The organism is Blattabacterium cuenoti (assembly GCF_014251275.1).
Lineage (GTDB): Bacteria > Bacteroidota > Bacteroidia > Flavobacteriales > Blattabacteriaceae > Blattabacterium > Blattabacterium cuenoti_AG.
In genome coordinates this window covers 354965-381125 of the sequence record NZ_CP059183.1, presented here as the reverse complement: position 1 = coordinate 381125, position 26161 = coordinate 354965, and the positions used below count along the sequence as shown (strand labels likewise).

Here is a 26161-nt window from a genome sequence, read left to right as displayed (position 1 = left end):
AATTTAATTTTTATGGGACAAAAAACTAATCCAATTGTTAATAGATTAGGTATTATAATTGGTTGGCAATCAAGTTGGTGTAATAATTATAAAGAGAGATTAAAAGAAGATTTTGAAGTAAGAAGTTATATAGAAGCAAGATTACCAAAAGGTATAATATCTAGAGTTTTTATAGAAAGAACTTTAAAATTTATTACTATTACAATTCGAACTTCAAGACCAGCATTGGTTATAGGAAAAGGTGGAGAAGAAGTAGATACTATTAGAAAAGAGTTGAAAAAACTTACTAAAAAAGAAGTTCAAATTAATATATCGGAAGTTAAACGTCCTGAATTAGATGCTATTTTAGTAACTAAAAATTTATCAAAACAATTAGAAAATAGAATTTCTTATAAAAAATCTATAAAGTTATCTATACTTTCTGCTATGAGAATGAATGCTTATGGAATAAAAATTCAAATTTCTGGAAGATTGAATGGATCAGAAATGGCTAGGTGTGAGACTTACAAAGAAGGGAGAATTTCTCTTGGAACTTTTAGAGCAGATGTTGATTACTATATGGATGTAGCACATACAGTATATGGAAGTATAGGAATTAAAGTTTGGATTATGAAAGGTGAAATATATGGAAAAAAAGACTTATCACACTTTATAGAAATACAAAAAAAACCTAGAAGTAATTTTTATAGAAGAAAAAAATGATATTTTATAAATTATAATTTTTTGTTTATTAATTAATAATAATGAATAAATTTATAAAGTAAATGTTACAACCAAAAAAAACAAAATATAAAAAAAAACAAAAAGGTAGAATACGTGGAAATTCAAAAAAAGGTAATTTACTTTGTAGAGGTTTGTATGGTATTAAAGCTTTAGAAAGTGCTTGGATATCTTCTAAACAATTAGAAGCGGCTAGAGTCGCTGCGACAAGATATATGAAAAGAGAAGGTAAACTGTGGATTAATGTTTTTCCAGATAAACCAGTTACTAAAAAACCTCAAGAAGTACGTATGGGAAAAGGAAAAGGCCCTGTTGAATTTTGGGTCGCAGTAGTTAAACCAGGTAGAATTTTATTTGAAGTAGATGGGGTAAAAATTGAAATAGCTAAAGAAGCACTAAGATTAGCTGCTCAAAAACTCCCAATAAAAATGAGATTCATAATTTCTCATGAAATTGATTCCTAATTTTTTTTTATGAAAAATATTGATATAAAAAAATTTTCAATTGATGAATTAATAACACAAATTGAATTAAGTAAAAATTATTACAAAAAGTTAAAATTAGATAATTCTGTTAAAGTACATGAAAATCCAATGGTAATAAGACTTTTTAGAAAAAATATTGCTAGATTAATAACTGAATTAAATAAAAAAATTTCATGGAAAAAGTTAGAAATAATCGAAAACAAAGACAAAGACAAGGAACAGTTATAAGTAATAAAATGAATAAAACCATTATAGTTTCTGAAATGAAGAAAGTAAAACATAAAAATTATGGAAAAAGTATTATTAAAAACAAAATCTATATGGTTCATGATGAAAACAATATTTCTAAAAATGGAGATATGGTAAGTATTGTAGAAACTCGCCCATTAAGTAGAAGAAAACATTGGAAATTAATAACAATATTAAAGAAATATAAATAAATTTTTTATGTTGCAACAGGAGTCTATATGTAAAGTAGCAGATAATACTGGAGCAAAAGAGGTATTAATAATAAGAGTTTTAGGTGGGACAAGAAAAAAGTACGCTAGAGTAGGAGACACTGTAGTAGTTACTATTAAAACATCTATTACAAAAGGAAGTACTATAAAAAAAGGACAAATAGTTAAAGCTGTAATTATTAGAACTAAAAAAAGAACTAGAAGAAAAGATGGTTCTTATATAAGTTTTGATGATAATGCATGTGTATTAATTAATACATCTGGAGAAATATTAGGGACAAGAGTTTTTGGGCCAGTAGCTAGAGAACTAAGAGAAAAAGAATATATGAAAATAATATCCTTAGCACAAGAAGTATTATAAACTTAATGTTAATAAAGTTTTAATATGATTAGAAAAATAAAAAAAGGTGATAGAGTATTAATTTTATCAGGTGATTATAAAAAAAATATAGGTTTTGTAACAAAAATCTTTTTAAAAAAAAATAGAGCTATTATAAAAGGAATTAATATAGTAAAAAAACATATTAAACCAAATGTAAAAAATCCAAAAGGAGGTATTTTAGAAAAAGAATCTTCTATACATATATCTAATTTGAAAAAATTACATGTAGATGAAAAAGATGAAAAAGGTGAAAATAAAAGTTAAACAAAATAATAATTAATTATAATGAATAATTCATTACCTAGATTGAAAAAACTTTATGAAGATAAGATTATTTCATCTTTAATAAATGAATTTAATTATTCATCTGTTATGGAAGTTCCAAAATTAAAAAAAATAGTTGTACATCAAGGGATTGGAATTTTTTCTTCAAATAAAAAAGATATAGAATTTTTTATGAATGAAATTACTGATATTACTGGACAGAAATCAATATTTTGTTATTCTAAACATGATGAAGCTGGATTTAAACTTAGAAAAGGAATGCCAATTGGAGTAAAAGTTACTTTACGTAGGAATAATATGTATGAATTTTTAGAAAGATTAATTTTTATTGCATTACCTAGAGTAAGAGATTTCAATGGTGTTAAAAATACTAGTTTTGATGGAAGTGGAAATTATAATATGGGAATTTTAGAACAAATAATTTATCCAGAAATAGATATAGACAAAATTAAAAAAAGTATAGGAATGAATATAACATTTGTTACTTCTTCAAAAAAAGATATAGAAACAAAAAGGTTATTGTCTCTTTTTGGTATTCCTTTTATGAATAAAAATAATATAAAACATGGCTAAAGAATCTGTAAAGGCTAGACAAAAAAAAAGAGAAAATCTTGTAGAAAAATATAAAAAGAAAAGAAAAATGTTAAAAAAATATAAAAAATATGATCTTTTACAAAGATTACCAAGAAATTCTTCTCCAGTTCGTTTAAGAAATAGATGTTCAATTACTGGAAGATGTAGAGGTTATATGAGAAAATTTGGTATATCTCGTATTGTTTTTAGAAATTTTGTATCTCAAGGGTTTATTCCAGGAGTAAAAAAAGCTAGTTGGTAATTTTTATAATATATAATATAAAAAATTATATTAAAGATGGATACTATTGCTGATTTTTTAACTAGAATTAGAAATGCAGGTTTTGCAAATCATAAATATTTGATCACACAATATTCTAGAATAAAAAATAAAATTACAGTTGTACTATTAGAAAATGGATATATTTTAGATTATAAAAAAGAAAATAATAAAATTAAAATATATTTAAAATATTGTGAAAAAAATATTTTTTCAATAAATAAAATTATAAGAATTAGTAAACCTGGATTAAGAAAATATGTTAAATATAAAAATTTACCTCGTGTTTTGAATGGATTGGGAATTGCTATAATATCTACTTCTTATGGAATTATTACAGATAAAGAAGCAAAAAAAAGAAAAATAGGTGGAGAAATATTATGTTATGTATACTAAAGTATTTTATTATTTACACTATTTTTATTTTAGTAAAAATATAAAAAAAAAGATAAACTTTTATTAAATGTCTAGAATTGGTAAAAAATTAATTTTAATTCCTGAAAATGTAAAACTAAAAATAGTTGATAATAAAATATTTGTAAATGGTAAATTAGGAAATTTAGTTCAAAAAATTTCTGATAAAATAAAAATAAACATTAATAATAATAAATTATCAGTAAGTAGAAATAAAGAGGATAAAATTTCTAAATCTTTACATGGACTATATAATGTTTTAATTAAAAACATGATTATAGGTGTATCTATAGGTTTTAAAAAAGAATTGGAACTAGTTGGAATTGGTTACAAAGCAAATATAAAAGAAAATAATATTTTAGATATGAATTTAGGATTTTCTCATAATATTATGTTACAATTACCAAAAGAAATTTTAGTAGATATAAAATTATATAAAGGAAAAAATACTATTATTATACTTAAGTCATATGATAAACAGTTATTAGGTATAGTAGCATCTAAAATTAGATCATTTAGAGCTCCTGAACCTTACAAAGGTAAGGGGGTAAGATTCATAGGAGAAGAAATAAGAAGAAAAACTGGAAAATCTGTTTGATATGAAAAATAAAAAAATAAAAAAAATTTTTGGAGAAACTAATAGACCAAGGATATCTGTATTTAGAAGTAATAGAGAAATTTATGCACAAATAATAGATGATTTTTATGGAAAAACTTTAACTTGTTCTTCTTCAATTGATAAAGAATTTATAAAAAAAAAATATAAAAAAAAAACAAAGGTAGAATTGTCTTATGAAGTAGGAAAATTATTAGGTGTTAGAGCAGAAAAATTAAAAATAAAAAAACTTGTTTTTGATAAAGGTAAATATCTATATCATGGAAGAATAAAATCTCTAGCAGATGGAATAAGAGAATATAGTATAAAACTTTAGATTTATATGTCATTTATGAATATTTTATATAATAAAAATAGTAAAGAAAAAAAAGCAAAATATACAGGATTAGATTTAAAAGAAAGATTAGTTGGAGTAACTAGAGTTTGTAAAGTAACTAAAGGTAGAAGATATTTTAGTTTTAGTGCAATAGTTATAAAAGGAAATGAAAATGGTTTAATAGGTTATGGGTTCGGTAAATCTAAAGAAGCTACAGATGCAATCAGGAAAGCTGGTGATAGAGCACGAAGAAATGTTAGAAAGGTTTGTATTTCAAATGGGACTATACCACATGAACAAGAAGCAAAATATAGAGGAGCACGTATTTTACTTAAACCTGCATCAGATGGAACTGGAATTATTGCTGGAGGACCTATTAGAATAGTATTAGAAACATCAGGATTAAAAAATGTTTTATCTAAATCTAAGGGATCTTCTAATCATCACAATATAATAAAAGCAACTATAAAGGCTCTTAGTAAAATTAGAGACGTATATATTATATCAAAACAAAGAGGAATTTCTATTAAAAAAGTTTATAATGGATAATAATAATGTTAATTATTGTTTTTTAAAATCAAAAAATTGGATAAATAAAAAAAAAATTAGATTAGGAAGAGGGCAAGGATCTGGAAAAGGTGGAACATGTGGAAGAGGTCATAAAGGATATAAATCAAGATCAGGTTATTCTAAAAAAATAGGATTTGAAGGAGGTCAAATGCCAATACAAAGAAGAATTCCTAAATTTGGATTTAAAAGAAAAAATTTTGCAAAAAAAACAATTTTAATTAATGTAGATACTATTCAACATTATATAGATATAGGAAAAATTAATAAAAATAATGTTATTAATAAAGAAACACTTTTTAAAAATAAATTTTTAAAAAAAAATTATTCTATTAAAATATTAGGTAGAGGAAAAATTAATAGTTCTGTAAAAATACAAGCAGAAAAATTTAGTAAAAATGCATCTGAATCTATAAAAAATAGTGGAGGTACTCCTATATTAATTTAATATAATTATGAATAATTTTACTAAAAATATTCATAACATTTGTAAAATAATAGATTTACGAAAAAAAATAATAATTACAATAATTTTATTGTTAGTATACCGTTTTGGAGCATATATTCCTATACCTGGAATTAATCCTTTAGGTATAAGTGATTTTGTAGAAAAATTTAATTCCAATTCTAAAGGATTAATGCAAATTTTATCTTCATTCACTGGTGGAGCGTTTAATAGAGCATCTGTTTTAGCGTTAGGTATTATGCCATATATATCTGCTTCTATTGTAATACAGTTAATGTGTATAATATTTCCTTATTTTCAAAGATTACAAAAAGATGGAGAAAGTGGAAAGAAAAAAATTAATCTTATTTCTAGATGGTTAACTTTGTTTATATGTTTAATACAGACTCCAATATATTTATATTCTTTAATAAAACAATTTATTCCATATTCATTACGTTATTTAAATTCTACTTATTTATTAGATATGAATACTTTTTATGGAAAAAGTATGTTTTTGTTCACAGGAATAATCACTTTAACCACTGGGACTTTATTTACTATGTGGATAGGAGATAAAATTACAGATAAAGGTATTGGAAATGGAATTTCAATTATCATTATGTCTGGAATAATATCTCGTTTACCAGATGCTATATCTAAAGAATTTTTTAATAAATTATACAATTATAATATTGGTTTAATAATTTTATTATTAGAATTTTTATTGTGGATTTTTGTTATTTCATTTACTATACTTATTATTAAAGCTATAAGAAAAATTCCTATACAATATGTATCACATTATAAGTTTTTAGAATTTGGATCTAGATATTTTAATAAAAATAAAAAACACCAATATTTGCCACTTAAAGTAACATCTGCTGGAGTTATGCCAATAATTTTTTCTCAAGCTATTATGTTTTTTCCACTAACAATATCTAATTATATTAATAATGAAAAAATAAAAAATTTTTTTTATATTTTTCATAATATATATGGAATTTGGTATAATTCAGCAATTTTTATATTAGTAATAATTTTTACTTTTTTTTATACTGCTATTACAATACCGGTACATCAAATATCTGATGAATTAAAAAGAAATGGAGGTCATATTCCAAAAATTAAACCAGGAAAAGAAACAATTGATTATATAGATAAAATTTTATCTTATATAACATTACCTGGATCTATATTATTAGGAATAATTGCTATATTACCATACATAGTTTCTAAAATTGGGATTACTAAAAGTTTTTCTTTATTTTATGGAGGGACTTCATTAATAATAGTTATTGGTGTAATTTTAGATATAGCTCAACAAATTGATATATATCTACTAAATTATCATTACGATGGATTAATGAAAATGAAAATGAATATTAAAAATTATAAAATATAATTATAATTTTTTTTATGTATATTGTGTTTTGTATAAGTAACTTTTGCTTATACTTTCTACTATACTATATAAATATAAATATAAAATATATAATATAATATACTAATTATTAAGGTTATTAAGGATATAAATACAAATAAATATGGCAAAGCAAAAGCATATTGAAGTAGATGGAACTATAATTGAATCATCTCCAAATGCAATGTTTCGTGTACAATTAAAAAATGGATGTATAATTAAAGCACATATATCTGGAAAAATGAGAATGCACTATATAAAAATATTACCAGGAGATAAAGTTAAATTAGAAATGTCATCTTACGACTTAGAAAGAGGAAGGATTACATATAGATATTAACATTAATTTTTATTTTTTTTGTTTTAATTTTTTTACAGTTTAATTTTAAAATTTTTATTATGAAAGTAAAAGCTTCACTAAAAAAAAGATCAAAACATTGTATTATTGTTAATAGAAAAGGAAGATTAAGAATAATAAATAAAAAAAATCCTAAATTTAAACAAAAACAAGGTTAATTTTATGTTATATATTTAAATTTCATGTTTTTTTATTATGTCAATTAGAATTTCTGGTGTAGATATTCCAATCTATAAAAGAGGGATCATAGCATTAACTTATTTATATGGAATAGGTAAAAGTTTATCAAAATTAATTTTACAATCAGTTGGAGTAGAAGAAAATAAGAAGGCTAAAAATTGGTCAGATGAAGAAATTAGTAAAATAAGAAAGTATATATCTAATAATATAAAAATAGAAGGTGAATTAAGATCTGAAATCAGAATAAATATAAAAAAATTAATAGATATAGGATGTTATAGAGGAATAAGACATAGAAAATGCTTACCATTAAGAGGTCAGAAAACTAAAAATAATTGTAGGACTAGAAAAGGAAAAAGAAAAACTGTTGCAAATAAAAAAAGGATAACTAAATAATTAAAAAATATACTAATAGGATAGGAATGGTAAAATTATCTGTTAGAAAAAAAAAGAGAAAGGTAATTGTAGATACTGTAGGTATTGCACATATACAATCTAGTTTTAACAATATTATTATAACATTAACTAATAAAAAAGGTGATGTTATAGCTTGGGGATCTGCTGGAAAAATGAATTTTAAAGGTTCAAAGAAAAATACACCTTATGCTGCACAAATTACAGCTGAAAATGTTGCTAAAGAAGGTTTAAATGCCGGAATGAAAAAGATAGAAATTAAAATAAAAGGTCCTGGAGCAGGTAGAGATGCAGCTATAAGAGCATTGAGTAATTCTGGTCTTACAGTTACAATGATAAAAGATATTACACCATTACCTCATAATGGTTGTAGACCACCTAAAAGAAGAAGAGTATAAAAAATATAAAAAAAATAATAAAACATTATGGAATATGGCTAGATATATAGGTCCAAGAACAAGAATTTCTAGAAGATTTGGACAATGTATTTATGGAGAAGATAAGTATTTTGAAAGAAAAAAATATCATTCTGTACAACATTTTGGAGGCCCTAGAAGAAGATCTAAACGTTCTGAATATTTTGTTCAATTAATGGAAAAACAAAAAACAAAATATATTTATGGAATATTAGAGAAACAATTTTTTAAATTGTTTATTAATGCTGCTAGAAAAAAAGGAGTTACTGGGGAATTATTATTACAATCATGTGAAAGACGTTTAGATAATATAGTATTTAGACTTAATTTTGCTCCTACTAGACCTTCTGCAAGACAATTAGTTAGTCATAAACATATTATTGTAAACGATGAAATAGTAAATATTCCTTCTTTTAAATTAAGTCCTGGTGACAAAATAGGAATAAATAAAAATTCTATTAATCATCCTTTAATATTAAAATCAATAGATAATAATAAAGATTTAGTTGAATGGTTAATTTTTGATGAAAAAAATATGTATGGAACATTTAAACAACTTCCAAAAAGATCACAAATACCTGAAAATATAAAAGAACAATTAATTGTTGAATTATACTCAAAATAATTATTTTTTATGTCTATTTTAGATTTTATTAGACCTGATAGAGTTTCTATGACTGAATTATCAGATTATAGAGGAGTTTTTCATTTAAAACCTTTAGAACCTGGATATGGTATAACATTAGGTAATGCATTAAGAAGAGTGTTACTGAGTTCTTTAAAAGGGTTTTCAGTTACATCTATTAGAATTAAAGGTGTTAAATATGAATTTTCATCTATAGATGGAGTATTAGAAGATGTTACTGATATTATACTAAATTTTAAAAAAATTAGATTAAAAAGAATTATTCCAGATAGTAACAAAGAAATAGTAAATGCATTTATAGATAATAAAGAAAGATTTGTTACTGGCAAAATACTTAATAAGTATATTTCTGGATTTGAAATATTAAATCATGATCTAATTCTTTGTCACAAAGAAAATACAATTCCATTAGAAATTACATTTACTATAGAAGAAGGTAAAGGATATATTCCAGCAGAAGAAAATAAAAAAAATAATGAATTAATTGGAACTATACCTATAGATTCTATTTATACTCCCATTAAAAATGTTAAATATACAATAGAAAACTGTAGAGTAGGACAAAAAACTGATTTCGAAAATTTGTTATTAGACATTAAAACAGATGGATCTATATCTCCAAAAATGGCATTAGTTGAAGCTTCTGAAATATTAATTCAATATTTTTCTATTTTTTCTGATGAAAAAATAGGAAAAAATAAGAAAGAGAAAATTGATAAAAATAAGAAGTATGATGAAGAATTTTTAAAAATGAGAACATTACTTAATTTAAAATTAAGTGATATGGATTTATCTGTACGTACAAAAAATTGTTTGAAACTTGCTACTATAAAAACAATTGCAGATTTAGTAAAATGTGATAGAACTTATATATTGAAAATGAGAAATTTTGGTAAAAAATCACTATATGAATTAGAAAGTAAAATGAAAGAAAAAGGTTTATTTTTTGGAATGGAGATATCAGAATATAATGATAAATAATAAATAAAAAAAAATTTTTTTACTAGTTATGAATCATAGATTAAAAAATAATCATTTGGGAAGAAAGTATAGTCATAGAAAGGCACTTTTTTCTAACATGTCAGTTTCTTTAATAAAAAAAAAAAGAATTTTTACTACTTTAGCTAAAGCTAAAGCTTTAAAAAAGTATATAGAACCAATTATTACAAAATCTAAAAATAATACTACTAATTCTAGAAGAATTATTTTTTCATATTTAAAAGATAAAAATGCAGTTTCAGAATTATTTAATAACACTTTTGAAAAAGTACGTAATAGACCTGGTGGGTATACTAGAATATTAAAAATTGGATTTCGTTTTGGAGATAAATCTAAAATGTCTTTAATTGAATTTGTAGATTTTAATGAAATATATAAATATAAAATAAAAGGAAAAAAAGAAAAAAATAATATTAATATTCCTAGTAATAAACGTTATAGAACTAGACGAAGAAGAAAAAAAAATGTAAATAAAAATAATGAGAACAATTAAAAACATTAAAGCTAGACAAATATTAGATTCTAGAGGAAATCCTACTATAGAAGTAGATGTAATAACAAGTGGAAATATATTGGGACGTGCATCTATTCCATCTGGATCTTCTAAAGGTGAAAATGAATCATTTGAATTGCGTGATAAAAATAAGGACTTTTATTTTGGAAAAAGTGTATTAAAAGCTGTAGAAAATGTAAATAATATAATTTCTCCTGAATTAATTGGAAAATCAGTATTAGATCAATTTAATATTGATAAATTAATGATAGAATTAGATGGAACAAAAGATAAAAGAAGATTAGGAGCTAATTCTATACTAGCTGTTTCTATTTCAATTGCAAAAGCAGCTTCTAAAGAACTAGAAATCCCTATTTATAAATATATTGGAGGGTTACGTAATAATATTCTTCCAATACCTTTAGTTAATGTTATAAATGGAGGAAAACATTCAAATACATCTATAGCTTTTCAAGAATTTATGATTGTTCCTGTAAAATCAGATAGTTTTTCTGAAGCTATTCAAATAATTCATAGAGTTTTTAATAATTTAAAAAACATTTTAAATAAAAAAGGATTTTCAACTAATGTTGGAGATGAAGGAGGTTTTTCTCCAAATGTAGATAATATAGAAACTGTTTTAGATCTTATTTTAGAATCTATACATTTATCTAATTATGATCCGTATGATGACATTGGAATAGCTATTGATTGTGCATCATCAGAGTTATATGATAATGGAATGTATAATTATTCTAAATTTAAAAAAAGAAACAATACAGAAATAAATACTAATAATAATATTTTAAAATCTAGAGAAGAACATATAGAATATTTATCTTTTTTAGTTAAAAAATATCCAATAATATCCATAGAAGACGGTATAGATCAAAATGATTGGAAAGGATGGAAATTATTAACAGATGAAATTGGTAATAAAATACAATTAGTAGGAGATGATTTATTCGTTACTAAAGTAGAAAAATTAAAAAAAGGAGTAAAGAATAAAATAGCAAATTCAATTTTGATAAAAATTAATCAAGTAGGAACTCTTACAGAAACAATTGAAACAATTAATTTTGCTAATAAAAATAAATATAAAAATATAATTTCTCATCGTTCTGGTGAAACAGAAGATACATTTATATCTGATTTATCTGTTGCATTTAATATTGAACAAATAAAAATAGGATCAATTTGTAGAACTGAACGTACTTCAAAATATAACCAATTATTTCGTATAGAAGAAGAAATAGGAAAATATTCAACTTATTCAAAATGGAAATATTAAAAAAAATAAACATAATAATATAACTATAAAAAAATGAGTATAACAAATACAATGAATAAAATAATATAAAAGTTAATGGTAATTATAATTTTTATTATTGGATATTTATTCATTATATTTGAAGGTTATTTTTTTTTGAATAAAATTGTTCCATCAATTATAATGGCTACTTTATGTTGGTCGTATATTATATTTTTTAATATTCCAGTTTTTAAATTAGAAAATAATCTTTTAATACAAAAAAATCCACAAAATTTATTACTATTTCAATTAGGAAAAACATCTGAAATTATTTTTTTCATTATAGGAGCAATGTTAATAATTTCTATTATTGAAAGATATTTTGCATTTGAAGCATTAAGAAAACTTCTTTATACAGATAAAAAAAGTAAATTTTTATGGAAAATTAGTATTCTTTCTTTTTTATTATCTGCAGTAATAGATAATCTAACTGCTACTATAGTATTAGTATCTTTATTAAGGAAAACTATACTTAATTATAAAGAACGTTTGTATTATTTAGGGATAGTGATTATAGCAGCAAATGCTGGTGGAGTATGGTCTCCTATTGGGGATATAACAACTACAATGTTATGGATTTCAAAAAAAGTAACTACTTTACATCTTATAAAAAACGTTTTTATTCCATCTGTTATTTGTATGTTAACAAGTACTTTTATAATTTCTAAAATACATGATTTTGATAGTAATGTTACTATTCCTAAAAAAAATGATAATTTATCAAAAAAAGATTTGGAAATAGGCATTTTTATGTTAAAAATAGGAATGTTTTTAATGTTACTTGTCCCAATATATAAAATTATAATTGGAGTTCCTCCATATGTAGGTATGATGTTTTCTCTTGGAATTCTTATTTTAATTGTTCATACTAACGATATGATAAAAAAAAATTTTTTATATAAGAAAAAAATTATAGAAAAAATAGATATTTCTAGTATTTTATTTTTTTTTGGAGTTTTGTTATCAGTTTCATCATTAGAAGCTATAGGTGTTTTGTATAGACTATCTAATTGGATAAATAGTATTGTTCCTACGTGGAAAGTAACATCTTTTTTATTTGGACTTATGTCTTCTATAATAGATAATGTTCCTTTAGTTGCAGCAACATTATCTATGTTTCCTCATTCGTTAAACCATGACTTATGGCATTTTATTGCTTATGTATCTGGAACTGGTGGAAGTTTATTAATCATAGGATCTGCATCTGGTATAGCAGCAATGAGCATAGAAAAAATAAATTTTTTTTGGTATGTTAAAAAAATTAGTTGGATAGCTCTGATAGGATATATATCGGGTTTTATTTATTTATTATTAAATCCATTTGTTCCTATGTAATATTTTTATAAGTTTCTTTGATAAAAAAGAAGATAAATAAGATAAAATAAAAAAAATAGAGACCATAATAAATTTGATAAAATTTGTTAATGGAAAAAACAAAATATATAACAATATTATTAATAATGAAATAATTCCAGTTAGTCTGGCATAAGCTATTTTAGCATACTTAACTATAAATGCAGTTATAATATTTCCAGATAAAACACTGAAAGTACATAATAATATTAAAATTAAGAAAAAATTATTTGAAGCATTAATAAAAATATATTTCATTTTTACTAATGGTATTAATTTTATTCTAAAAAACCATATTTTTGTAAATTTAATAAAAAATAAAATTTCTGTAATACTTATTATTACACCTGTAAATACTGAAAATATATTTCTTAACATAATAAAATTTAAAATCTATTTTATATTATAAAAATAAATATCAATTTTTAATACATTTTATTTTATGGTAAATTGGAAATCAATAAAAAAATATGAAGATATTTTTTTTCTATTTTGGGAAGGTATTTCTAAAATAGAAATAAATAGACCCTGGTGTCATAATGCATTTAGAGTTGAAACTGTAAAAGAAATGATAGATGCTATGAAAATATGTAAAAATAGAAATGATATAGATGTAGTTATTATAACTGGAACTGGAGATAAATCTTTTTGTTCAGGAGGAGATCAAAAAACTAGAAGTTATGGAGGCTATTTAGGAAAAGACGGAATACCAGTGTTAAATATATTAGATTTTTACAAAAAAATAAGAGAAATACCAAAACCAGTAATAGCCATGGTTAATGGATATGCTATAGGAGGGGGTCATGTATTACATGTAGTTTGTGATTTGACCATAGCATCAGATAATGCAATTTTTGGGCAATCTGGGCCTAAAGTAGGATCTTTTGATGGAGGATTCGGATCATCTTATTTAGCTAGACATATTGGTCAAAAAAAAACAAGAGAAATGTGGTTTTTATGTAAAGAATATTCTGCAAAAGAAGCCTTTAACATGGGCTTAATTAATAAAGTAGTTACTAAAAATTCTCTTGAAAAAACAACAATTAAATGGTGTAAGACAATACAAAAAAGAAGTCCAATGGCATTAAGAATGATAAAACGTTGTTTAAATGCAGAATTAGATGGACAACATGGGCTAATGCAGTTAGCTGGAGATGCTACCTTAATGTTTTATTTAATGGAAGAATCTCAAGAAGGTAAAAAAGCTTTTTTAGAAAAAAGAATTCCTAATTTTAAGAAGTTTCAAAAATTCTTATGAAAATAAAATATTTTATTTATGCATCTCGTGTTTATACATTACCACTTTCTATTACAGGTATAACTTCAAGTTATCTTTTATCTTCATCATCTGTAATAGAATTATATAAAAATATAGATATATATACTTTTTCTATACTTACTTCTATATCTCTTCAAATTTTATCAAATTTTTCAAATGATTATGGAGATAGTATAAAAACATTTAATAATGTTAATTCTTATAGTCCAAAAAAATTAGTCAAATGTGGAAAAATTTCTTTATATAATATGAAAAAATCTATCTATATATTTTCTATACTTTCTTTTTTTTTTGGTATTATTTTAATATTTAAAACTGTTAGGGAAAATATTTTTATATTTTTTTTATATACTTTAGGATTATTATTTTGTATATATTCCTCTATTAGTTATTCAATTGGAAAAACTCCTTATGGATGGAAATTTGGTTTAGGAGATTTATCAGTATTTATTTTTTTTGGTCTATTTTCTGTATTAGGTAATTTTTTTCTATTAACTCATATTTTTCCTACTATTGATATTTTTTTATTATCGTTTGGAATAGGGTTCTTAAGTGTATCAGTATTAAATGTAAATAATATAAGAGATTTAAAAGATGACATTGAAAATGGAAAAATTACTATTCCAGTAAAATTAGGAGTAAAATATTCAAAATTTTATCATACAATAATTGTTTTTATACCAATTGTTATTTGTTTGTTATTCTTATACATAAGAAATGTAAATAATACTTATCAATGGATATTTTCAGTTTTAATTATTATATCTTTAATGTACAATATTAAAAATATAATATTTATTAAAAGAAAAAACTTACTAAATTTAGAATTGAAAAAACTGGTATTATTAACTTTTTTATATGGTTTAAATATTGGAATTACAAACTTTTTATAAAAATTATATTATATATAAACTTATGAAATAAAAAAAAATAATTTATGAAGATTATATTTATTTCTCACAGTACATGTATATTAGAAATATATGGAAATAATATATTAATAGATCCTTTTCTTTCTGAAAATCCAATTTTTAATAAAAAATCATTATACAAATATATAAATTATCCAATTCATTATATATTAATTACTCATGCTCATTATGATCATATATGTGATGTAGATTTATTTGTAAAACAAAACAGGCCTAAAATTTTAGTTATATCTAATTATGAAATTGCAAATTTTTTTGAAAAAAAGGGAATTAAAACTTATGGAATGAATTTCGGGTCTTTTGTAACTTTTCCATTTGGGAAATTGAAATATGTATGGGCAATGCATTCTAGTGTTTTTCCTGATGGAACATATGGTGGAAATCCAGGTGGTTTTTTTTTAAGTACTAATGATGGTAATATTTATATATCAGGAGATACATCAATTACATATGAAATGTCATTTTTACCTAATTTTGGAAAATTAAAATTATCTATTCTACCTATAGGTGGAAGATATACTATGGATGCTGAAGAAGCAGTAACAGCATCAAAATTATTAAAATGTGAAAAAATATTAGGAGTACATTATGATACTTTTGAAAGTATTAAAATAAATAAAAAAAATTCTATAAATATTTTCAATAAAAATAGAAAAAAATTAATATTACTAGATTCAGGGAAATATATAGATATTTAGTTAGATAAAATAATTAATATGAAAATTAAAGTTTTTTTACAAAAAAAAATTTTCTTTATAAAAAAAAAATATCAAAATTTAATAAAATTTTAAAAAAAAATTTTGTAAGATTTATATTGGTTAAAACAGATAATAATTTTATTATTGGAGAATGCAATACTTTATTAGACATAAAATCATTAATAGATTTAATTAAAATAGACAAAGAATTAAAATGGATAGTTAACAAAATTAATTTTTCAAAAGAATTAAAATTTTATAATCTAAAAAATAATATTTCGTATTCATCAGTATTTTTTGTATTAGAGCAAATATTTATAGGTTTAAAAAAAGAATATCCTATATTATATAATTCTGAATTTACTAAAGGAAAAGAAGAAATTTTTATAAATGATATTATATGGTTATATGAATGGAAAAAATATAATGAAAAAATTTTTATAGAAAAAATACACAGTAAAATAAAAAATGGATTTTCATGTATAAAAATAAAAATTAATAAGGAATTATTGTATTTACAATATAATTTTTTAAAAAAAATAAAAAATATATATCCATTTTTAAAAATACGTATAGATGCTAATGGATGTTTCAAAAATAAATTTGAAGCTTTATATTTTATAAATAAATTTTATGAATTAGATATAATTTGTTTGTTTGAACAACCAATATTACCTGGAAATTGGAATGATATTTCATATATATGTAAAAATTCTGAATCACCTATAGCATTAGATGAAGAACTAATTGGAATAGTAAAATTAAAAGAAAAAAGAAAACTATTAGATTTTATAAATCCTGAATATATAGTAATAAGACCTAGTATTTGTGGAGGATTTAATGGCTCTGAAGAATGGATAAAAGAAGCATATAAAAGAAATATAAGATGGTATGTTAGTTCTTCTTTAGAAAGTAATATTGGAATAAACGCTATTGTACAGTGGACTTTTATAATGAATAAAAAATATAGCTTAGGGAATAAAATATATCATGGATTAAATACAACTTGTATTTATATTAATGAATTAAATACTAGTCCTTTTGTAAAAGGAAAAGTAGGATTTACTTGGAATAATAAATTTCTTTACAAAGAAAAAAATCTTATAACATGTGGTTAGATTTTTCATGTAAAAAAAATTATAATACGTGTAGTATCAGTAATAATTGGAAAAATTCAATACTTGAATTTTTAAGAAATTGGAACGATAATACTTCTACAATTGTAACATCAACTTCTGGAACTACAACAGGTATTCCAAAAAAAATTTTTTTAAAAAAAGAATATATGTATAGAAGAGCTACAATAACTGTAGACTTTTTAAAATTGAATAAAAAAAAAATTAAAGGATTTTTATGTTTACCTATTAATTATATCGCAGCCAAGATGTTTTTAATTCGTGCTATTATTTTTCAATGGAAAGTATATTGTATTAAACCTACATCTAATCCTTTAAAAAATATAAAGGAATATTTTGATATATCTTCAATGATACCAATTCAGGTTAGTTTTGGAATAAAAAATATAAATTATATAAAAACAATTTTAATCGGAGGAACTTTTATTTCTAAATCTTTAGAAGTAAAATTACAAAAAGTTATTACAAATTGTTATGTTACTTATGGTATGACAGAAACTGCTGGTCATATAGCATTGAGAAAAATTAATGGATTAGATAGAAATAGATATTATAAATCTTTTTATGATGTTATTATTTTTTCAGATAAAAGAAATTGTTTAAATATATATACTTCAATTAATTCATTAATAGTTACAAATGACATAGTTGATATTAAATCTAAAAATACATTTATATGGATTGGAAGATATGATAATATTATAAATAGTGGTGGAATAAAAATTATTCCTGAATTAATTGAAAAGTATATAAGTATTTATATTCCATATAATAAAAGATTTTTTATTTCTTCGATACCAGATGATATGTTTGGTGAAAAAATAATATTAGTTATTGAAGGAAATCCTTTTACGTTAAAAATTCCTAATTATATATTTTTTGGAGAAAAAAAATATTTTAAACCTAAAAAAATTTTTTTTATTACAAATTTTATAGAAAATTCATTTGGAAAAGTAAAAAAAAAAGAAATAGTTAAACATATAATAATGAAAAAATAAAATTTATTTTACTTTTTTATCAAAAAAAATTTTCAATTGTTTAATAAAATTTTTAGTATATAAAAAACTATTTTTCTTTTCTTTTGAATCTAAAATTAAATCTTTAGTAATATTTCCAGATTCTATAAAATCTATACATGTTTCTTCCATTTTTTTTGAAAAATTATCCAATTTTTTATTTTTGTCTAAATATGCACGATGTTTTAACCCACGAGTCCAAGCAAATATAGAAGCAATTGGATTAGTAGATGTATTTATACCTTTTTTATATAATTTAAAATGTCTTTTAATTGTCCCATGTGCTGCTTCAGATATTAATGTTTTTCCATCTGGAGTTAGTAAAACTGAAGTCATCATTCCAAGTGATCCAAATCCTTGTGCGATACAATCAGACTGGACATCTCCATCATAATTTTTACAAGCCCATATAAACCCACCTTCTGACTTTATAGTTTTTGCAATCATATCATCTATTAATCTATGTTCGTAGGTAATATTTAAATTTTTAAATTTTGATTTAAATTCATTTACATATACATCATGAAAAATATCTTTATATTTTTCATCATATGATTTTAGAATAGTATTCTTTGTAGAAAGAAAAAGAGGAATATTTTTATAAACAGAATAATTAAAACAAGAACGAGAAAATCCATAAATTGATTCATCTGTATTATACATCCCCATAGCAATTCCAGGTCCTGAAAAATGATGAATTTTAAATTTTTTACATTTGTTGTTTTTATTATCTGGTGAGAATAATATGTATAAATTTCCTTTTTCTTCAGTTATAAAATCTATTGCATCATATTGATCTGCATATGCATGTCTTGCTATACATATAGGTTTTTTCCAACTTGGAATAAAACGTTTAATATTTGAAATAATAATTGGTTCTCTAAATACTGTTCCATTAATTATATTTCTTATTGTTCCATTTGGAGATTTCCACATTTGTTTTAAACAAAATTCTCTCATCCTTTCTTTATCTGGAGTAATTGTAGCACATTTTATTCCTACATTATATTTTTTTATTGCATGTGCTGCTAATATTGTTACTTCATCTTCAGTATAATCTCTATTTTCAATACTCAAATCAAAAGACTTTAAATTTAAATCTAAATATGGAAATATAAGATATTTTTTTATGTATTTCCATATTATTCTGGCCATTTCATCTCCATCTATTTCTACTATTGGATTATAAACTTTTATTTTTTTCATGATAAGAATAAGATTTAAATAATATTTAAATTTAACAATAGCAATAGAAAAAAGAAATTTTTTAAATTTATTTTTCTTGTAATATTATTTTTTTTACAATTTACAATTATAAATTATAATTTAATAAATACCTATACCTATACCTATATGTATATATGTTCTACTACTATTGCTATACTAGTACCTATCTATACCTATAACATATAATAATAAAAGTTTAAAGTTTAGTAAAATGGTTGATATTAATTTTTTGAAAAAAATATTTTTTAATAACAAACAAAAGAAATTTTTTTTATATCCTGATAAAAAAAAATCAGAATTTTTTGCAGAACAATTATTTTACTCATTATTTACTCCTAGTAAACAATTGCTTAAAGATGAAATATATTTTGAGGAAAATTATAAAAATTTGCAAAAAATATTAAATGAAATATTTATAGAATTAAATTTATCAAAAAAAGATGCAATAAACTCTTCAATAAGATTTTTTAAAAAAATCCCAAATATATATGATATATTGTTAATAGATGCTAACGAAATATTAGAATCAGACCCAGCTGCAATTTCAATAGAAGAAATTTTTCTTTCTTATCCAGGTTTTTTTGCAACTGCATTATATAGAATAGCACATCAATTATGGAATCAAGAAATTCCTATTATCCCTAGATTAATTACAGAATATGCACATAGTAAAACCGGTGTTGATATACATGCAGCAGCAGTAATAGATGAAGCATTTGCAATTGATCATGGAACTGGCATAGTAATAGGATCAAGTACAAAAATAGGGAAAAAAGTTAGAATATACCAAGGAGTAACTTTAGGTGCTATTAATGTATATAAAGAATTATCTAATGTTAAACGTCATCCAACAATAGAGGATAAAGTAACTATATATGCTGGAGCTACAATTTTAGGAGGTAAAACAGTAATAGGTCATGATAGTATTTTAGGTGGAAATGTTTGGATTACAAGAAGTATACCTCCATTTTCTGTAGTTTATCAAAAAAGTGAAACTAAAATGAGAAATAATAACAATATTTTTCCTGATTCAATAAATTTTATGATATAATGATATAAATATATTAAAAATAAATAAACATAAATATAAATATAAAAAAAAGTAAATATGAAAGTAGATAGTATTTTAGAAACTATTGGAAATACTTCACATGTACGTTTAAGACGATTATATCCAAATCACAAAGTTTGGATGAAATTAGAAAGAAATAATCCAGGTGGAAGTATTAAGGACAGAATTGCATTATCTATGATAGAAGATGCAGAAAAAAAAGGTATTCTTAAGAAAGGTGATATTATAATAGAACCTACTTCCGGAAATACTGGTATTGGGTTATCAATAGTTGCTTCTGTTAAACAATATCGTATAATTTTAGTAATGCCTGAATCAATGAGTATGGAGAGGAAAAAACTATTTTCTATTTTTGGAGCAAAATTTGTTCTTACTCCTAAAGACCAAGGTATGAAAGGTGCAATAAAAAAAGCAGAAGAATTAGTTAATATTATACCAAATTCTTGGATGCCAAAACAGTTTGATAATAAATCAAATCCTTTAATTCATGAAAAAAAAACTGCAAAAGAAATAGTTGAATCTTTTCCTAATGGAATAGATTACTTTATTACTGGAGTAGGAACAGGAGGTCATATAACTGGAATAGGAAAAGTATTGAAAAAAAAATATCCTAATATTAAAATTATTTCTGTAGAACCAGTAGAATCTCCTGTAATATTTGGAGGAAAATCTTCTACACATTCTTTACAAGGATTAGGAGCAGGTTTTATTCCGTCTATTTTAGATGTAAAATTATTGGATGAAACTTGTTTAATATCTAAAGATGAAGCATTTAGTTTTGTTAGAAAAATTGCGAAAAAAGAAGGAATACTTGTTGGGATTTCTACAGGGGCTTCTTTATCTGCAATAGACAAATATTTATCTAAATTTTCTAAAGAATCAATAATATTAACTATAAATTATGATACAGGAGAGAGATATATTTCTGTAGATAATCTATTTTCATGTTAATTATATTGTTTAAAATATAATTACTAAATTACTAATTTTAGGTTATGTAATAGTAAAATAAATATTAATTTAAAAATATATATTTATTAATATAAATATATGTATGTATATGAATATTAATTTATTGAATTAATAAGTATTAAGAATATTTACATATATTTTTATTACTTAATATAAAATAAATAATATAAAAATTAAAATGTATAAAAAAGTAAATAAAATAATCGGAAAAATTTATAAAAATATATTTTTAAATGATTATAATAAAAATATAGAAAATAATTATAGTATTCATCATATAGAAATTTCATTACCATATAATAATAATATTTCATATTCTCCAGGCGATTCTATAGGTATTTTTCCTGAAAATAACGTAAATGAAGTAAATTATATTATTAACGTTCTTATCAAAAAGAATTTGTTAAGTAATGAAAAAAAAGATAAAATTTTTTTCCTTTTGAAAGATGAATTAGATATTTACCGATTATCTAAAGATTTTTTAAAAAAATATTCCAGTTTTTTTGAAAAAAGTCTTCAAATAGATTTTGAAAAAAGTTGGAATTTTATTGAATTGTTAAAAAAAAGTAATTCAATAATTAATTGTAAAGAATTTTCATTGAAAAATTTGATAAAATTAATGAATCCTATAAAACCAAGGTTATATTCTATATCTTCTTCTTCTATAGTTCATGTAAATAAGATACATATTACAGTTTCTTTACATCATTTCCATTCAAATGAAAAAATTAAATATGGACATTGTTCTTATTTTTTATATAAAAGAAAAATAAATGATAAGTTGAGTTTTTTTATACATGAAAATAAATTTTTTGATTTACCAAATAATAATGAGGATATTATTTTAATTTGTTCTGGCACAGGAATAGCTCCTTTCAGATCTTTTTTGTATGAAAGAGAAGCTAAACATTCAACTGGAAAAAATTGGTTATTCTTTGGTTGTAGACATTCTATATCAGATTTTATTTTATACAGAAATGAGATATGTAATTGGAAAAAAATAGGAATTTTAACTAATGTTAATATCACTTTTTCAAGAGATCAAGAAAAAAAGATTTATGTACAAGATGAAATTTGGAAAAATCGTATAGAATTTTACTCATGGATAAAGAATGGATCTTATGTATATATTTGTGGAAAAAAAAATCCTATGAGTATAGATGTTGAAAATACAATAAAAAAAATAATAAGTAAACTTGGAAAAAGTAATCCTTTATCATTTATAAAGAACATGAAAAGAAAAAGAAGATTTTTAAAAGAAGTGTATTAATATAATAAATAATTTTTATGTTTTTTAATTTAATTTTACATTTCATATTTTAATTTTTTTGTCCATCTAGATAAGCTATATTGTACGTAAATATTATTTTTTTTTGCATCTAATAAAATAAATTTTTTGATTATTTTTTTTTATAAATAAATCTTAAAAAAAATTTTTTATATTATAATACGTATAAACATACTCCATTTATTTTCCTAAATTTTATTAAAATTAGTTTTATTATAATAATTCAATAATTAAATTCTTTATTTATATTATCATCAGTTTTTAATTCTTTATTTATATTATCATCAGTTTTTAATTCTTTATTTATATTATCATCAGTTTTTAATTCTTTATTTATATTATCATCAGTTTTTAATTCTTTATTTATATTATCATCAGTTTTTAATTCTTTATTTATATTATCATCAGTTTTTAATTCTTTATTTATATTATCATCAGTTTTTAATTCTTTATTTATATTATCATCAGTTTTTAATTCTTTATTTATATTATCATCAGTTTTTAATTCTTTATTTATATTATCATCAGTTTTTAATTCTTTATTTATATTATCATCAGTTTTTAATTCTTTATTTATATTATCATCAGTTTTTAATTCTTTATTTATATTATCATCAGTTTTTAATTCTTTATTTATATTATCATCAGTTTTTAATTCTTTATTTATATTATCATCAGTTTTTAATTCTTTATTTATATTATCATCAGTTTTTAATTCTTTATTTATATTATCATCAGTTTTTAATTCTTTATTTATATTATCATCAGTTTTTAATTCTTTATTTATATTATCATCAGTTTTTAATTCTTTATTTATATTATCATCAGTTTTTAATTCTTTATTTATATTATCATCAGTTTTTAATTCTTTATTTATATTATCATCAGTTTTTAATTCTTTATTTTTAATTTCTTTTATATAATTATCATCAATTTTTGTTTTTTTTAAACTATTTTTTATACTATAATTACATTTATTTTTATTACAACAGTATTTTATAAAATTTTTTGGTTTTTGAAAATATAGTTTATCATTATATATCAAATTAGTATCTTTATATAAACTATTAATATAATACGCCCATATAGGTAAAGCCATGAATGATCCTTGTCCAAATTTTATATTTTCAAAATGTACAAATCTATCTTCCCATCCTACCCAAATTCCAGTAGTTAAATTTGGGATCATACCTATAAACCATCCATCAGAATTATCATTGGTTGTTCCTGTTTTACCTATTATATCTCCATTAATATTATAATTGTGTAATTTTTTTGCTGTACCATATTCTACTACTCCTCTCATTAAGTCTAACATTATATAGGATACTTCTTTATTAAAAACTTGTATTTCTTTTAGTTTACTGTGTCCTTTAATCAAATTTCCATTTTTATCTTCTATTTTCATTAATAAACTTGGTTTTATATAATAACCGTAATTTGTAAATGTATTAAATGCTCCTGTAATTTCATATAAAGTTAGATCTGCTGATCCTAATGCTATAGAAGGATGTTTTGGAATTATAGATTGTATTCCCATTTTTTTTGCTAGATCAATAACTGGATCAATAGTTATTTTTGAGATTAGACGAGCAGATATAGTGTTTACAGACATTGCCAATCCATCTTTTAAAGTAATAAATCCACCATATTTTCCATTAGAATTTCTGGGGGCCCAATTACCTAATTGAAATCTTTCATTAGATATTTTTGTACAAGGATTGTAATGCAATTTATTAATAGCAGCAGCATATAAAATTGGTTTAAATATAGAGCCAACTTGTCTATGAGTTTTAAAAACATGATCATATTGAAAATGATTAAAATCTACTCCACCTACCCATGCTTTAATATATCCAGTTTTTGGTTCTATAGATAATAATCCAGCTTGGATAATACTTTTTTTATAACGAATAAGATCCCATGGGGATATTATTATCTTTTTGTTTCCATTCCATGTAAATAATTCAACTAATTTTGGTTTTCTAAATATTTCTAAAATTTTTTTTTCTGAAATTCCTTTTCTTTTTAAATTTTTGTAAAGAATAGTTCTATGTATAGATGAAATTATAATTCTGTTTGTCTTTTTTTTAGATATGTTTACAAATGGAGTATTTTTATTTTTTCTTTGTAATTCGTTAAATAAATTTTGTAGATTTACAAGATGTTTTTTAACTGATTTTTCTGCGTGCTTTTGCATTTTTGCATCTATAGAAGTATATATCTTTAGTTCACTCGAATAAAGATTTAATTTTTTTCCAGTTTTTTTTTCATATTCATTTAAATAATCTTGTATTTCCTTTTTTAAAAATTCTCCATAATAAGTTAGTAATTCAAAATCTCTTTTTTGTATTTTAAAATTTAGATTTATTGGTTTTTTCAATTCTATTTTATATTTTTTTCCATTAATAAAATTGTATTTTTTCATTTGATATAAAACTAAATTTCTTTGTTTTTTTGATCTTATAGGATAATTTTTTGGATTGTATAAAGAAGGATTTTCTAACATTCCTACTAAAATAGCACATTCGTTTAAATTTAAGTTAGAAACTTTTTTATTAAAATAAGTATGAGATGCAGATTCTATTCCTTTTGCATTATATAAAAAATCAAATTTGTTGTAGTACATTGTTATAATTTCCTCTTTTGTATAACGTCTTTCTAATTCAATTGCCATAATCCACTCTAATATTTTCTGTCGCATTCTTTGAAATTTATTTCTTGAAGATTGCCCAGTAAAAAGTAATTTAGCTAGTTGTTGAGAAATAGTACTACCTCCTCCTTTTTTTCCAAATGATAAAATTGCTCTAAATAAAGATTTTATATCAATTCCAGAATGTTGTTCAAAACGTATGTCTTCTTTTGCGATAAGTGCTTTAATAAGATCTTTAGGAAGTTGTTTATAAGTGATTATTACTCTATTTTCAGAAAAAAATTTTCCTAATAATATTCCATTAGTATCATATACTTTTGTTCCTGTTTCTAATAATGGATTTTCTATTTCTTTTGGGGTAGGTAATTGACCTAAATATCCATTTGATGCAGCATAAAAAATAGTAAATAAAATTCCTACACATAAGAAAAAGAAAATCCAAAAATAGAAAATAAGTAATAAAAAATTAGTATTTTTCTTTAATTTTTTTTTATTATTCACGTATAAGAATTATTGTAGTGTTAATGTTAAATTATTAAATGAACATATAACATGAGAATATTTTTTATATTAATTTTTCAATTTTAATTATATTATTTACATATATAAATCTAAAGTTAAAAAGTATAAATATTAATAGGTTTTTTAATATGTGTATAGAAATATCAGTCTTTTCATATAAGAAAAAAAAATAAATTTTTCCTTTATTTACTGTAAAATGATTATGTTTTTATACAATAAAAATTATATTTA

At 22.0% G+C, this 26161-nt stretch carries 34 protein-coding genes; 31 read left to right on the top strand and 3 right to left on the bottom strand.

Going from position 1 to position 26161, the window contains the following annotated elements:
• Positions 1-12: 12 nt before the first annotated feature.
• From rpsC to H0H76_RS01715, 23 genes are all read left to right on the top strand, one after another.
• Positions 13-702, top strand: coding sequence for a 30S ribosomal protein S3 (gene rpsC, locus H0H76_RS01825; protein WP_185855347.1), 690 nt, complete (start codon positions 13-15; stop codon positions 700-702).
• 62 nt (positions 703-764) lie between these two features.
• Positions 765-1184, top strand: coding sequence for a 50S ribosomal protein L16 (gene rplP, locus H0H76_RS01820; RefSeq protein ID WP_185855346.1), 420 nt, complete (start codon positions 765-767; stop codon positions 1182-1184).
• Between the two features lie 9 nt (positions 1185-1193).
• A complete protein-coding gene (gene rpmC / locus H0H76_RS01815; RefSeq protein ID WP_185855345.1) occupies positions 1194-1433 on the top strand; it encodes a 50S ribosomal protein L29 in 240 nt (79 codons plus the stop codon).
• Entirely contained in the window at positions 1379-1645 is a 267-nt protein-coding gene (gene rpsQ / locus H0H76_RS01810) for a 30S ribosomal protein S17 (RefSeq protein ID WP_185855344.1), read from the top strand. The genes rpmC and rpsQ overlap by 55 nt, the downstream gene beginning before the upstream one ends.
• Before the next feature lie 7 nt (positions 1646-1652).
• Positions 1653-2024 carry a 50S ribosomal protein L14 gene (rplN, locus tag H0H76_RS01805; protein WP_185855343.1) on the top strand — a complete coding sequence of 124 codons (372 nt, stop codon included), beginning with the start codon at positions 1653-1655 and terminating at the stop codon, positions 2022-2024.
• Positions 2025-2048: 24 nt separating this feature from the next.
• Positions 2049-2309 carry a 50S ribosomal protein L24 gene (gene rplX / locus H0H76_RS01800; protein ID WP_185855342.1) on the top strand — a complete coding sequence of 87 codons (261 nt, stop codon included), beginning with the start codon at positions 2049-2051 and terminating at the stop codon, positions 2307-2309.
• Between the two features lie 21 nt (positions 2310-2330).
• Positions 2331-2903, top strand: coding sequence for a 50S ribosomal protein L5 (gene rplE, locus H0H76_RS01795; RefSeq protein WP_185855341.1), 573 nt, complete (start codon positions 2331-2333; stop codon positions 2901-2903).
• Positions 2896-3165, top strand: a complete 270-nt coding sequence (gene rpsN, locus H0H76_RS01790) for a 30S ribosomal protein S14 (RefSeq protein WP_185855340.1) — start codon at positions 2896-2898, stop codon at positions 3163-3165. The genes rplE and rpsN overlap by 8 nt, the downstream gene beginning before the upstream one ends.
• 36 nt (positions 3166-3201) lie before the next feature.
• Positions 3202-3579, top strand: a complete 378-nt coding sequence (gene rpsH / locus H0H76_RS01785) for a 30S ribosomal protein S8 (RefSeq protein ID WP_185855339.1) — start codon at positions 3202-3204, stop codon at positions 3577-3579.
• Positions 3580-3646: 67 nt separating this feature from the next.
• Complete coding sequence (gene rplF / locus H0H76_RS01780; RefSeq protein ID WP_185855338.1) at positions 3647-4195, top strand: 50S ribosomal protein L6; 549 nt, start codon at positions 3647-3649, stop codon at positions 4193-4195.
• 1 nt (position 4196) lies between these two features.
• Entirely contained in the window at positions 4197-4529 is a 333-nt protein-coding gene (gene rplR, locus H0H76_RS01775; protein ID WP_185855337.1) for a 50S ribosomal protein L18, read from the top strand.
• A gap of 15 nt (positions 4530-4544) precedes the next feature.
• Positions 4545-5078 carry a 30S ribosomal protein S5 gene (gene rpsE / locus H0H76_RS01770; RefSeq protein WP_185855336.1) on the top strand — a complete coding sequence of 178 codons (534 nt, stop codon included), beginning with the start codon at positions 4545-4547 and terminating at the stop codon, positions 5076-5078.
• Positions 5071-5544: a 50S ribosomal protein L15 gene (gene rplO / locus H0H76_RS01765; RefSeq protein WP_185855335.1), complete on the top strand. Its 474-nt coding sequence runs from the start codon at positions 5071-5073 to the stop codon at positions 5542-5544. Before rpsE ends, rplO begins: the two co-directional genes overlap by 8 nt.
• Before the next feature lie 7 nt (positions 5545-5551).
• On the top strand, positions 5552-6946 hold the full coding sequence (gene secY, locus H0H76_RS01760; protein WP_185855334.1) for a preprotein translocase subunit SecY: 1395 nt from the start codon (positions 5552-5554) through the stop codon (positions 6944-6946).
• Positions 6947-7088: 142 nt separating this feature from the next.
• Positions 7089-7304, top strand: a complete 216-nt coding sequence (gene infA / locus H0H76_RS01755) for a translation initiation factor IF-1 (protein ID WP_185855333.1) — start codon at positions 7089-7091, stop codon at positions 7302-7304.
• A gap of 59 nt (positions 7305-7363) precedes the next feature.
• A complete protein-coding gene (gene rpmJ, locus H0H76_RS01750; RefSeq protein ID WP_185855332.1) occupies positions 7364-7480 on the top strand; it encodes a 50S ribosomal protein L36 in 117 nt (38 codons plus the stop codon).
• Between the two features lie 37 nt (positions 7481-7517).
• Complete coding sequence (gene rpsM, locus H0H76_RS01745; protein ID WP_185855331.1) at positions 7518-7898, top strand: 30S ribosomal protein S13; 381 nt, start codon at positions 7518-7520, stop codon at positions 7896-7898.
• Between the two features lie 26 nt (positions 7899-7924).
• Complete coding sequence (gene rpsK / locus H0H76_RS01740; protein ID WP_185855330.1) at positions 7925-8314, top strand: 30S ribosomal protein S11; 390 nt, start codon at positions 7925-7927, stop codon at positions 8312-8314.
• A 34-nt stretch (positions 8315-8348) separates the two neighbouring features.
• Positions 8349-8957, top strand: coding sequence for a 30S ribosomal protein S4 (gene rpsD, locus H0H76_RS01735; RefSeq protein WP_185855788.1), 609 nt, complete (start codon positions 8349-8351; stop codon positions 8955-8957).
• A gap of 9 nt (positions 8958-8966) precedes the next feature.
• Positions 8967-9959: a DNA-directed RNA polymerase subunit alpha gene (locus H0H76_RS01730; RefSeq protein WP_185855329.1), complete on the top strand. Its 993-nt coding sequence runs from the start codon at positions 8967-8969 to the stop codon at positions 9957-9959.
• A gap of 28 nt (positions 9960-9987) precedes the next feature.
• Positions 9988-10470: a 50S ribosomal protein L17 gene (gene rplQ / locus H0H76_RS01725; protein WP_185855328.1), complete on the top strand. Its 483-nt coding sequence runs from the start codon at positions 9988-9990 to the stop codon at positions 10468-10470.
• Entirely contained in the window at positions 10457-11761 is a 1305-nt protein-coding gene (gene eno / locus H0H76_RS01720; RefSeq protein WP_185855327.1) for a phosphopyruvate hydratase, read from the top strand. The genes rplQ and eno overlap by 14 nt, the downstream gene beginning before the upstream one ends.
• A 75-nt stretch (positions 11762-11836) precedes the next feature.
• Positions 11837-13117, top strand: a complete 1281-nt coding sequence (locus H0H76_RS01715; RefSeq protein WP_185855326.1) for an SLC13 family permease — start codon at positions 11837-11839, stop codon at positions 13115-13117.
• Here the strand turns inward: H0H76_RS01715 and H0H76_RS01710 are convergent.
• A complete protein-coding gene (locus H0H76_RS01710) occupies positions 13094-13513 on the bottom strand; it encodes a hypothetical protein (RefSeq protein WP_185855325.1) in 420 nt (139 codons plus the stop codon). The two genes, H0H76_RS01715 and H0H76_RS01710, sit on opposite strands and share 24 nt — an antisense overlap.
• Positions 13514-13577: 64 nt before the next feature.
• Here H0H76_RS01710 and menB point away from each other — a divergent pair, with 64 nt between their 5' ends.
• The 5 genes from menB (at position 13578) to H0H76_RS01685 (ending at position 18178) form a co-directional block, all read left to right on the top strand.
• Positions 13578-14393, top strand: a complete 816-nt coding sequence (gene menB, locus H0H76_RS01705; RefSeq protein WP_185855324.1) for a 1,4-dihydroxy-2-naphthoyl-CoA synthase — start codon at positions 13578-13580, stop codon at positions 14391-14393.
• Positions 14390-15307, top strand: coding sequence for a 1,4-dihydroxy-2-naphthoate octaprenyltransferase (gene menA / locus H0H76_RS01700; protein WP_185855323.1), 918 nt, complete (start codon positions 14390-14392; stop codon positions 15305-15307). The genes menB and menA overlap by 4 nt, the downstream gene beginning before the upstream one ends.
• A 44-nt stretch (positions 15308-15351) precedes the next feature.
• On the top strand, positions 15352-16044 hold the full coding sequence (locus H0H76_RS01695) for a metal-dependent hydrolase (protein ID WP_185855322.1): 693 nt from the start codon (positions 15352-15354) through the stop codon (positions 16042-16044).
• Between the two features lie 116 nt (positions 16045-16160).
• Entirely contained in the window at positions 16161-17162 is a 1002-nt protein-coding gene (locus H0H76_RS01690) for an enolase-like domain-containing protein (RefSeq protein ID WP_238783858.1), read from the top strand.
• Positions 17153-18178 carry an acyl-CoA synthetase family protein gene (locus H0H76_RS01685; RefSeq protein WP_185855321.1) on the top strand — a complete coding sequence of 342 codons (1026 nt, stop codon included), beginning with the start codon at positions 17153-17155 and terminating at the stop codon, positions 18176-18178. Before H0H76_RS01690 ends, H0H76_RS01685 begins: the two co-directional genes overlap by 10 nt.
• Positions 18179-18181: 3 nt before the next feature.
• Here the strand turns inward: H0H76_RS01685 and H0H76_RS01680 are convergent, their stop codons facing one another.
• Positions 18182-19402 carry an NADP-dependent isocitrate dehydrogenase gene (locus H0H76_RS01680; protein ID WP_185855320.1) on the bottom strand — a complete coding sequence of 407 codons (1221 nt, stop codon included), beginning with the start codon at positions 19400-19402 and terminating at the stop codon, positions 18182-18184.
• Positions 19403-19634: 232 nt separating this feature from the next.
• Here H0H76_RS01680 and H0H76_RS01675 point away from each other — a divergent pair, with 232 nt between their 5' ends.
• The 3 genes from H0H76_RS01675 to H0H76_RS01665 all read left to right on the top strand — a co-directional run bounded on the left by H0H76_RS01675 (position 19635) and on the right by H0H76_RS01665 (position 22737).
• Entirely contained in the window at positions 19635-20474 is an 840-nt protein-coding gene (locus H0H76_RS01675; RefSeq protein WP_185855319.1) for a serine O-acetyltransferase, read from the top strand.
• A 57-nt stretch (positions 20475-20531) separates the two neighbouring features.
• Positions 20532-21446, top strand: coding sequence for a cysteine synthase A (gene cysK, locus H0H76_RS01670; RefSeq protein ID WP_185855318.1), 915 nt, complete (start codon positions 20532-20534; stop codon positions 21444-21446).
• 199 nt (positions 21447-21645) lie between these two features.
• On the top strand, positions 21646-22737 hold the full coding sequence (locus H0H76_RS01665) for a flavodoxin domain-containing protein (RefSeq protein WP_185855317.1): 1092 nt from the start codon (positions 21646-21648) through the stop codon (positions 22735-22737).
• A gap of 241 nt (positions 22738-22978) precedes the next feature.
• On the opposite strand, the gene H0H76_RS01660 is transcribed toward H0H76_RS01665, so the two are convergent.
• Complete coding sequence (locus H0H76_RS01660) at positions 22979-25909, bottom strand: transglycosylase domain-containing protein (protein ID WP_185855316.1); 2931 nt, start codon at positions 25907-25909, stop codon at positions 22979-22981.
• Positions 25910-26161 lie beyond the last annotated feature (252 nt).

Excerpts from the sequence above, each read along its gene's own strand:
- menA (WP_185855323.1), top strand. The coding sequence starts at position 14,390 with ATGAAAATAAAATATTTTATTTATGCATCTCGTGTTTATACATTACCA.
- rpsM (WP_185855331.1), top strand. The coding sequence starts at position 7,518 with ATGTCAATTAGAATTTCTGGTGTAGATATTCCAATCTATAAAAGAGGG.
- rplP (WP_185855346.1), top strand. The coding sequence starts at position 765 with ATGTTACAACCAAAAAAAACAAAATATAAAAAAAAACAAAAAGGTAGA.
- rpsH (WP_185855339.1), top strand. The coding sequence starts at position 3,202 with ATGGATACTATTGCTGATTTTTTAACTAGAATTAGAAATGCAGGTTTT.
- H0H76_RS01730 (WP_185855329.1), top strand. The coding sequence starts at position 8,967 with ATGTCTATTTTAGATTTTATTAGACCTGATAGAGTTTCTATGACTGAA.
- rplF (WP_185855338.1), top strand. The coding sequence starts at position 3,647 with ATGTCTAGAATTGGTAAAAAATTAATTTTAATTCCTGAAAATGTAAAA.
- H0H76_RS01680 (WP_185855320.1), bottom strand. The coding sequence starts at position 19,402 with ATGAAAAAAATAAAAGTTTATAATCCAATAGTAGAAATAGATGGAGAT.
- H0H76_RS01695 (WP_185855322.1), top strand. The coding sequence starts at position 15,352 with ATGAAGATTATATTTATTTCTCACAGTACATGTATATTAGAAATATAT.
- rpsN (WP_185855340.1), top strand. The coding sequence starts at position 2,896 with ATGGCTAAAGAATCTGTAAAGGCTAGACAAAAAAAAAGAGAAAATCTT.
- rplN (WP_185855343.1), top strand. The coding sequence starts at position 1,653 with ATGTTGCAACAGGAGTCTATATGTAAAGTAGCAGATAATACTGGAGCA.
- rplR (WP_185855337.1), top strand. The coding sequence starts at position 4,197 with ATGAAAAATAAAAAAATAAAAAAAATTTTTGGAGAAACTAATAGACCA.
- rplE (WP_185855341.1), top strand. The coding sequence starts at position 2,331 with ATGAATAATTCATTACCTAGATTGAAAAAACTTTATGAAGATAAGATT.
- rpsQ (WP_185855344.1), top strand. The coding sequence starts at position 1,379 with ATGGAAAAAGTTAGAAATAATCGAAAACAAAGACAAAGACAAGGAACA.
- eno (WP_185855327.1), top strand. The coding sequence starts at position 10,457 with ATGAGAACAATTAAAAACATTAAAGCTAGACAAATATTAGATTCTAGA.
- rpmJ (WP_185855332.1), top strand. The coding sequence starts at position 7,364 with ATGAAAGTAAAAGCTTCACTAAAAAAAAGATCAAAACATTGTATTATT.
- rpsC (WP_185855347.1), top strand. The coding sequence starts at position 13 with ATGGGACAAAAAACTAATCCAATTGTTAATAGATTAGGTATTATAATT.
- rpmC (WP_185855345.1), top strand. The coding sequence starts at position 1,194 with ATGAAAAATATTGATATAAAAAAATTTTCAATTGATGAATTAATAACA.
- rplQ (WP_185855328.1), top strand. The coding sequence starts at position 9,988 with ATGAATCATAGATTAAAAAATAATCATTTGGGAAGAAAGTATAGTCAT.
- H0H76_RS01685 (WP_185855321.1), top strand. The coding sequence starts at position 17,153 with ATGTGGTTAGATTTTTCATGTAAAAAAAATTATAATACGTGTAGTATC.
- H0H76_RS01665 (WP_185855317.1), top strand. The coding sequence starts at position 21,646 with ATGTATAAAAAAGTAAATAAAATAATCGGAAAAATTTATAAAAATATA.
- rpsE (WP_185855336.1), top strand. The coding sequence starts at position 4,545 with ATGAATATTTTATATAATAAAAATAGTAAAGAAAAAAAAGCAAAATAT.
- rplX (WP_185855342.1), top strand. The coding sequence starts at position 2,049 with ATGATTAGAAAAATAAAAAAAGGTGATAGAGTATTAATTTTATCAGGT.
- rplO (WP_185855335.1), top strand. The coding sequence starts at position 5,071 with ATGGATAATAATAATGTTAATTATTGTTTTTTAAAATCAAAAAATTGG.
- infA (WP_185855333.1), top strand. The coding sequence starts at position 7,089 with ATGGCAAAGCAAAAGCATATTGAAGTAGATGGAACTATAATTGAATCA.
- H0H76_RS01710 (WP_185855325.1), bottom strand. The coding sequence starts at position 13,513 with ATGTTAAGAAATATATTTTCAGTATTTACAGGTGTAATAATAAGTATT.
- secY (WP_185855334.1), top strand. The coding sequence starts at position 5,552 with ATGAATAATTTTACTAAAAATATTCATAACATTTGTAAAATAATAGAT.
- cysK (WP_185855318.1), top strand. The coding sequence starts at position 20,532 with ATGAAAGTAGATAGTATTTTAGAAACTATTGGAAATACTTCACATGTA.
- rpsD (WP_185855788.1), top strand. The coding sequence starts at position 8,349 with ATGGCTAGATATATAGGTCCAAGAACAAGAATTTCTAGAAGATTTGGA.
- H0H76_RS01715 (WP_185855326.1), top strand. The coding sequence starts at position 11,837 with ATGGTAATTATAATTTTTATTATTGGATATTTATTCATTATATTTGAA.
- menB (WP_185855324.1), top strand. The coding sequence starts at position 13,578 with ATGGTAAATTGGAAATCAATAAAAAAATATGAAGATATTTTTTTTCTA.
- rpsK (WP_185855330.1), top strand. The coding sequence starts at position 7,925 with ATGGTAAAATTATCTGTTAGAAAAAAAAAGAGAAAGGTAATTGTAGAT.
- H0H76_RS01675 (WP_185855319.1), top strand. The coding sequence starts at position 19,635 with ATGGTTGATATTAATTTTTTGAAAAAAATATTTTTTAATAACAAACAA.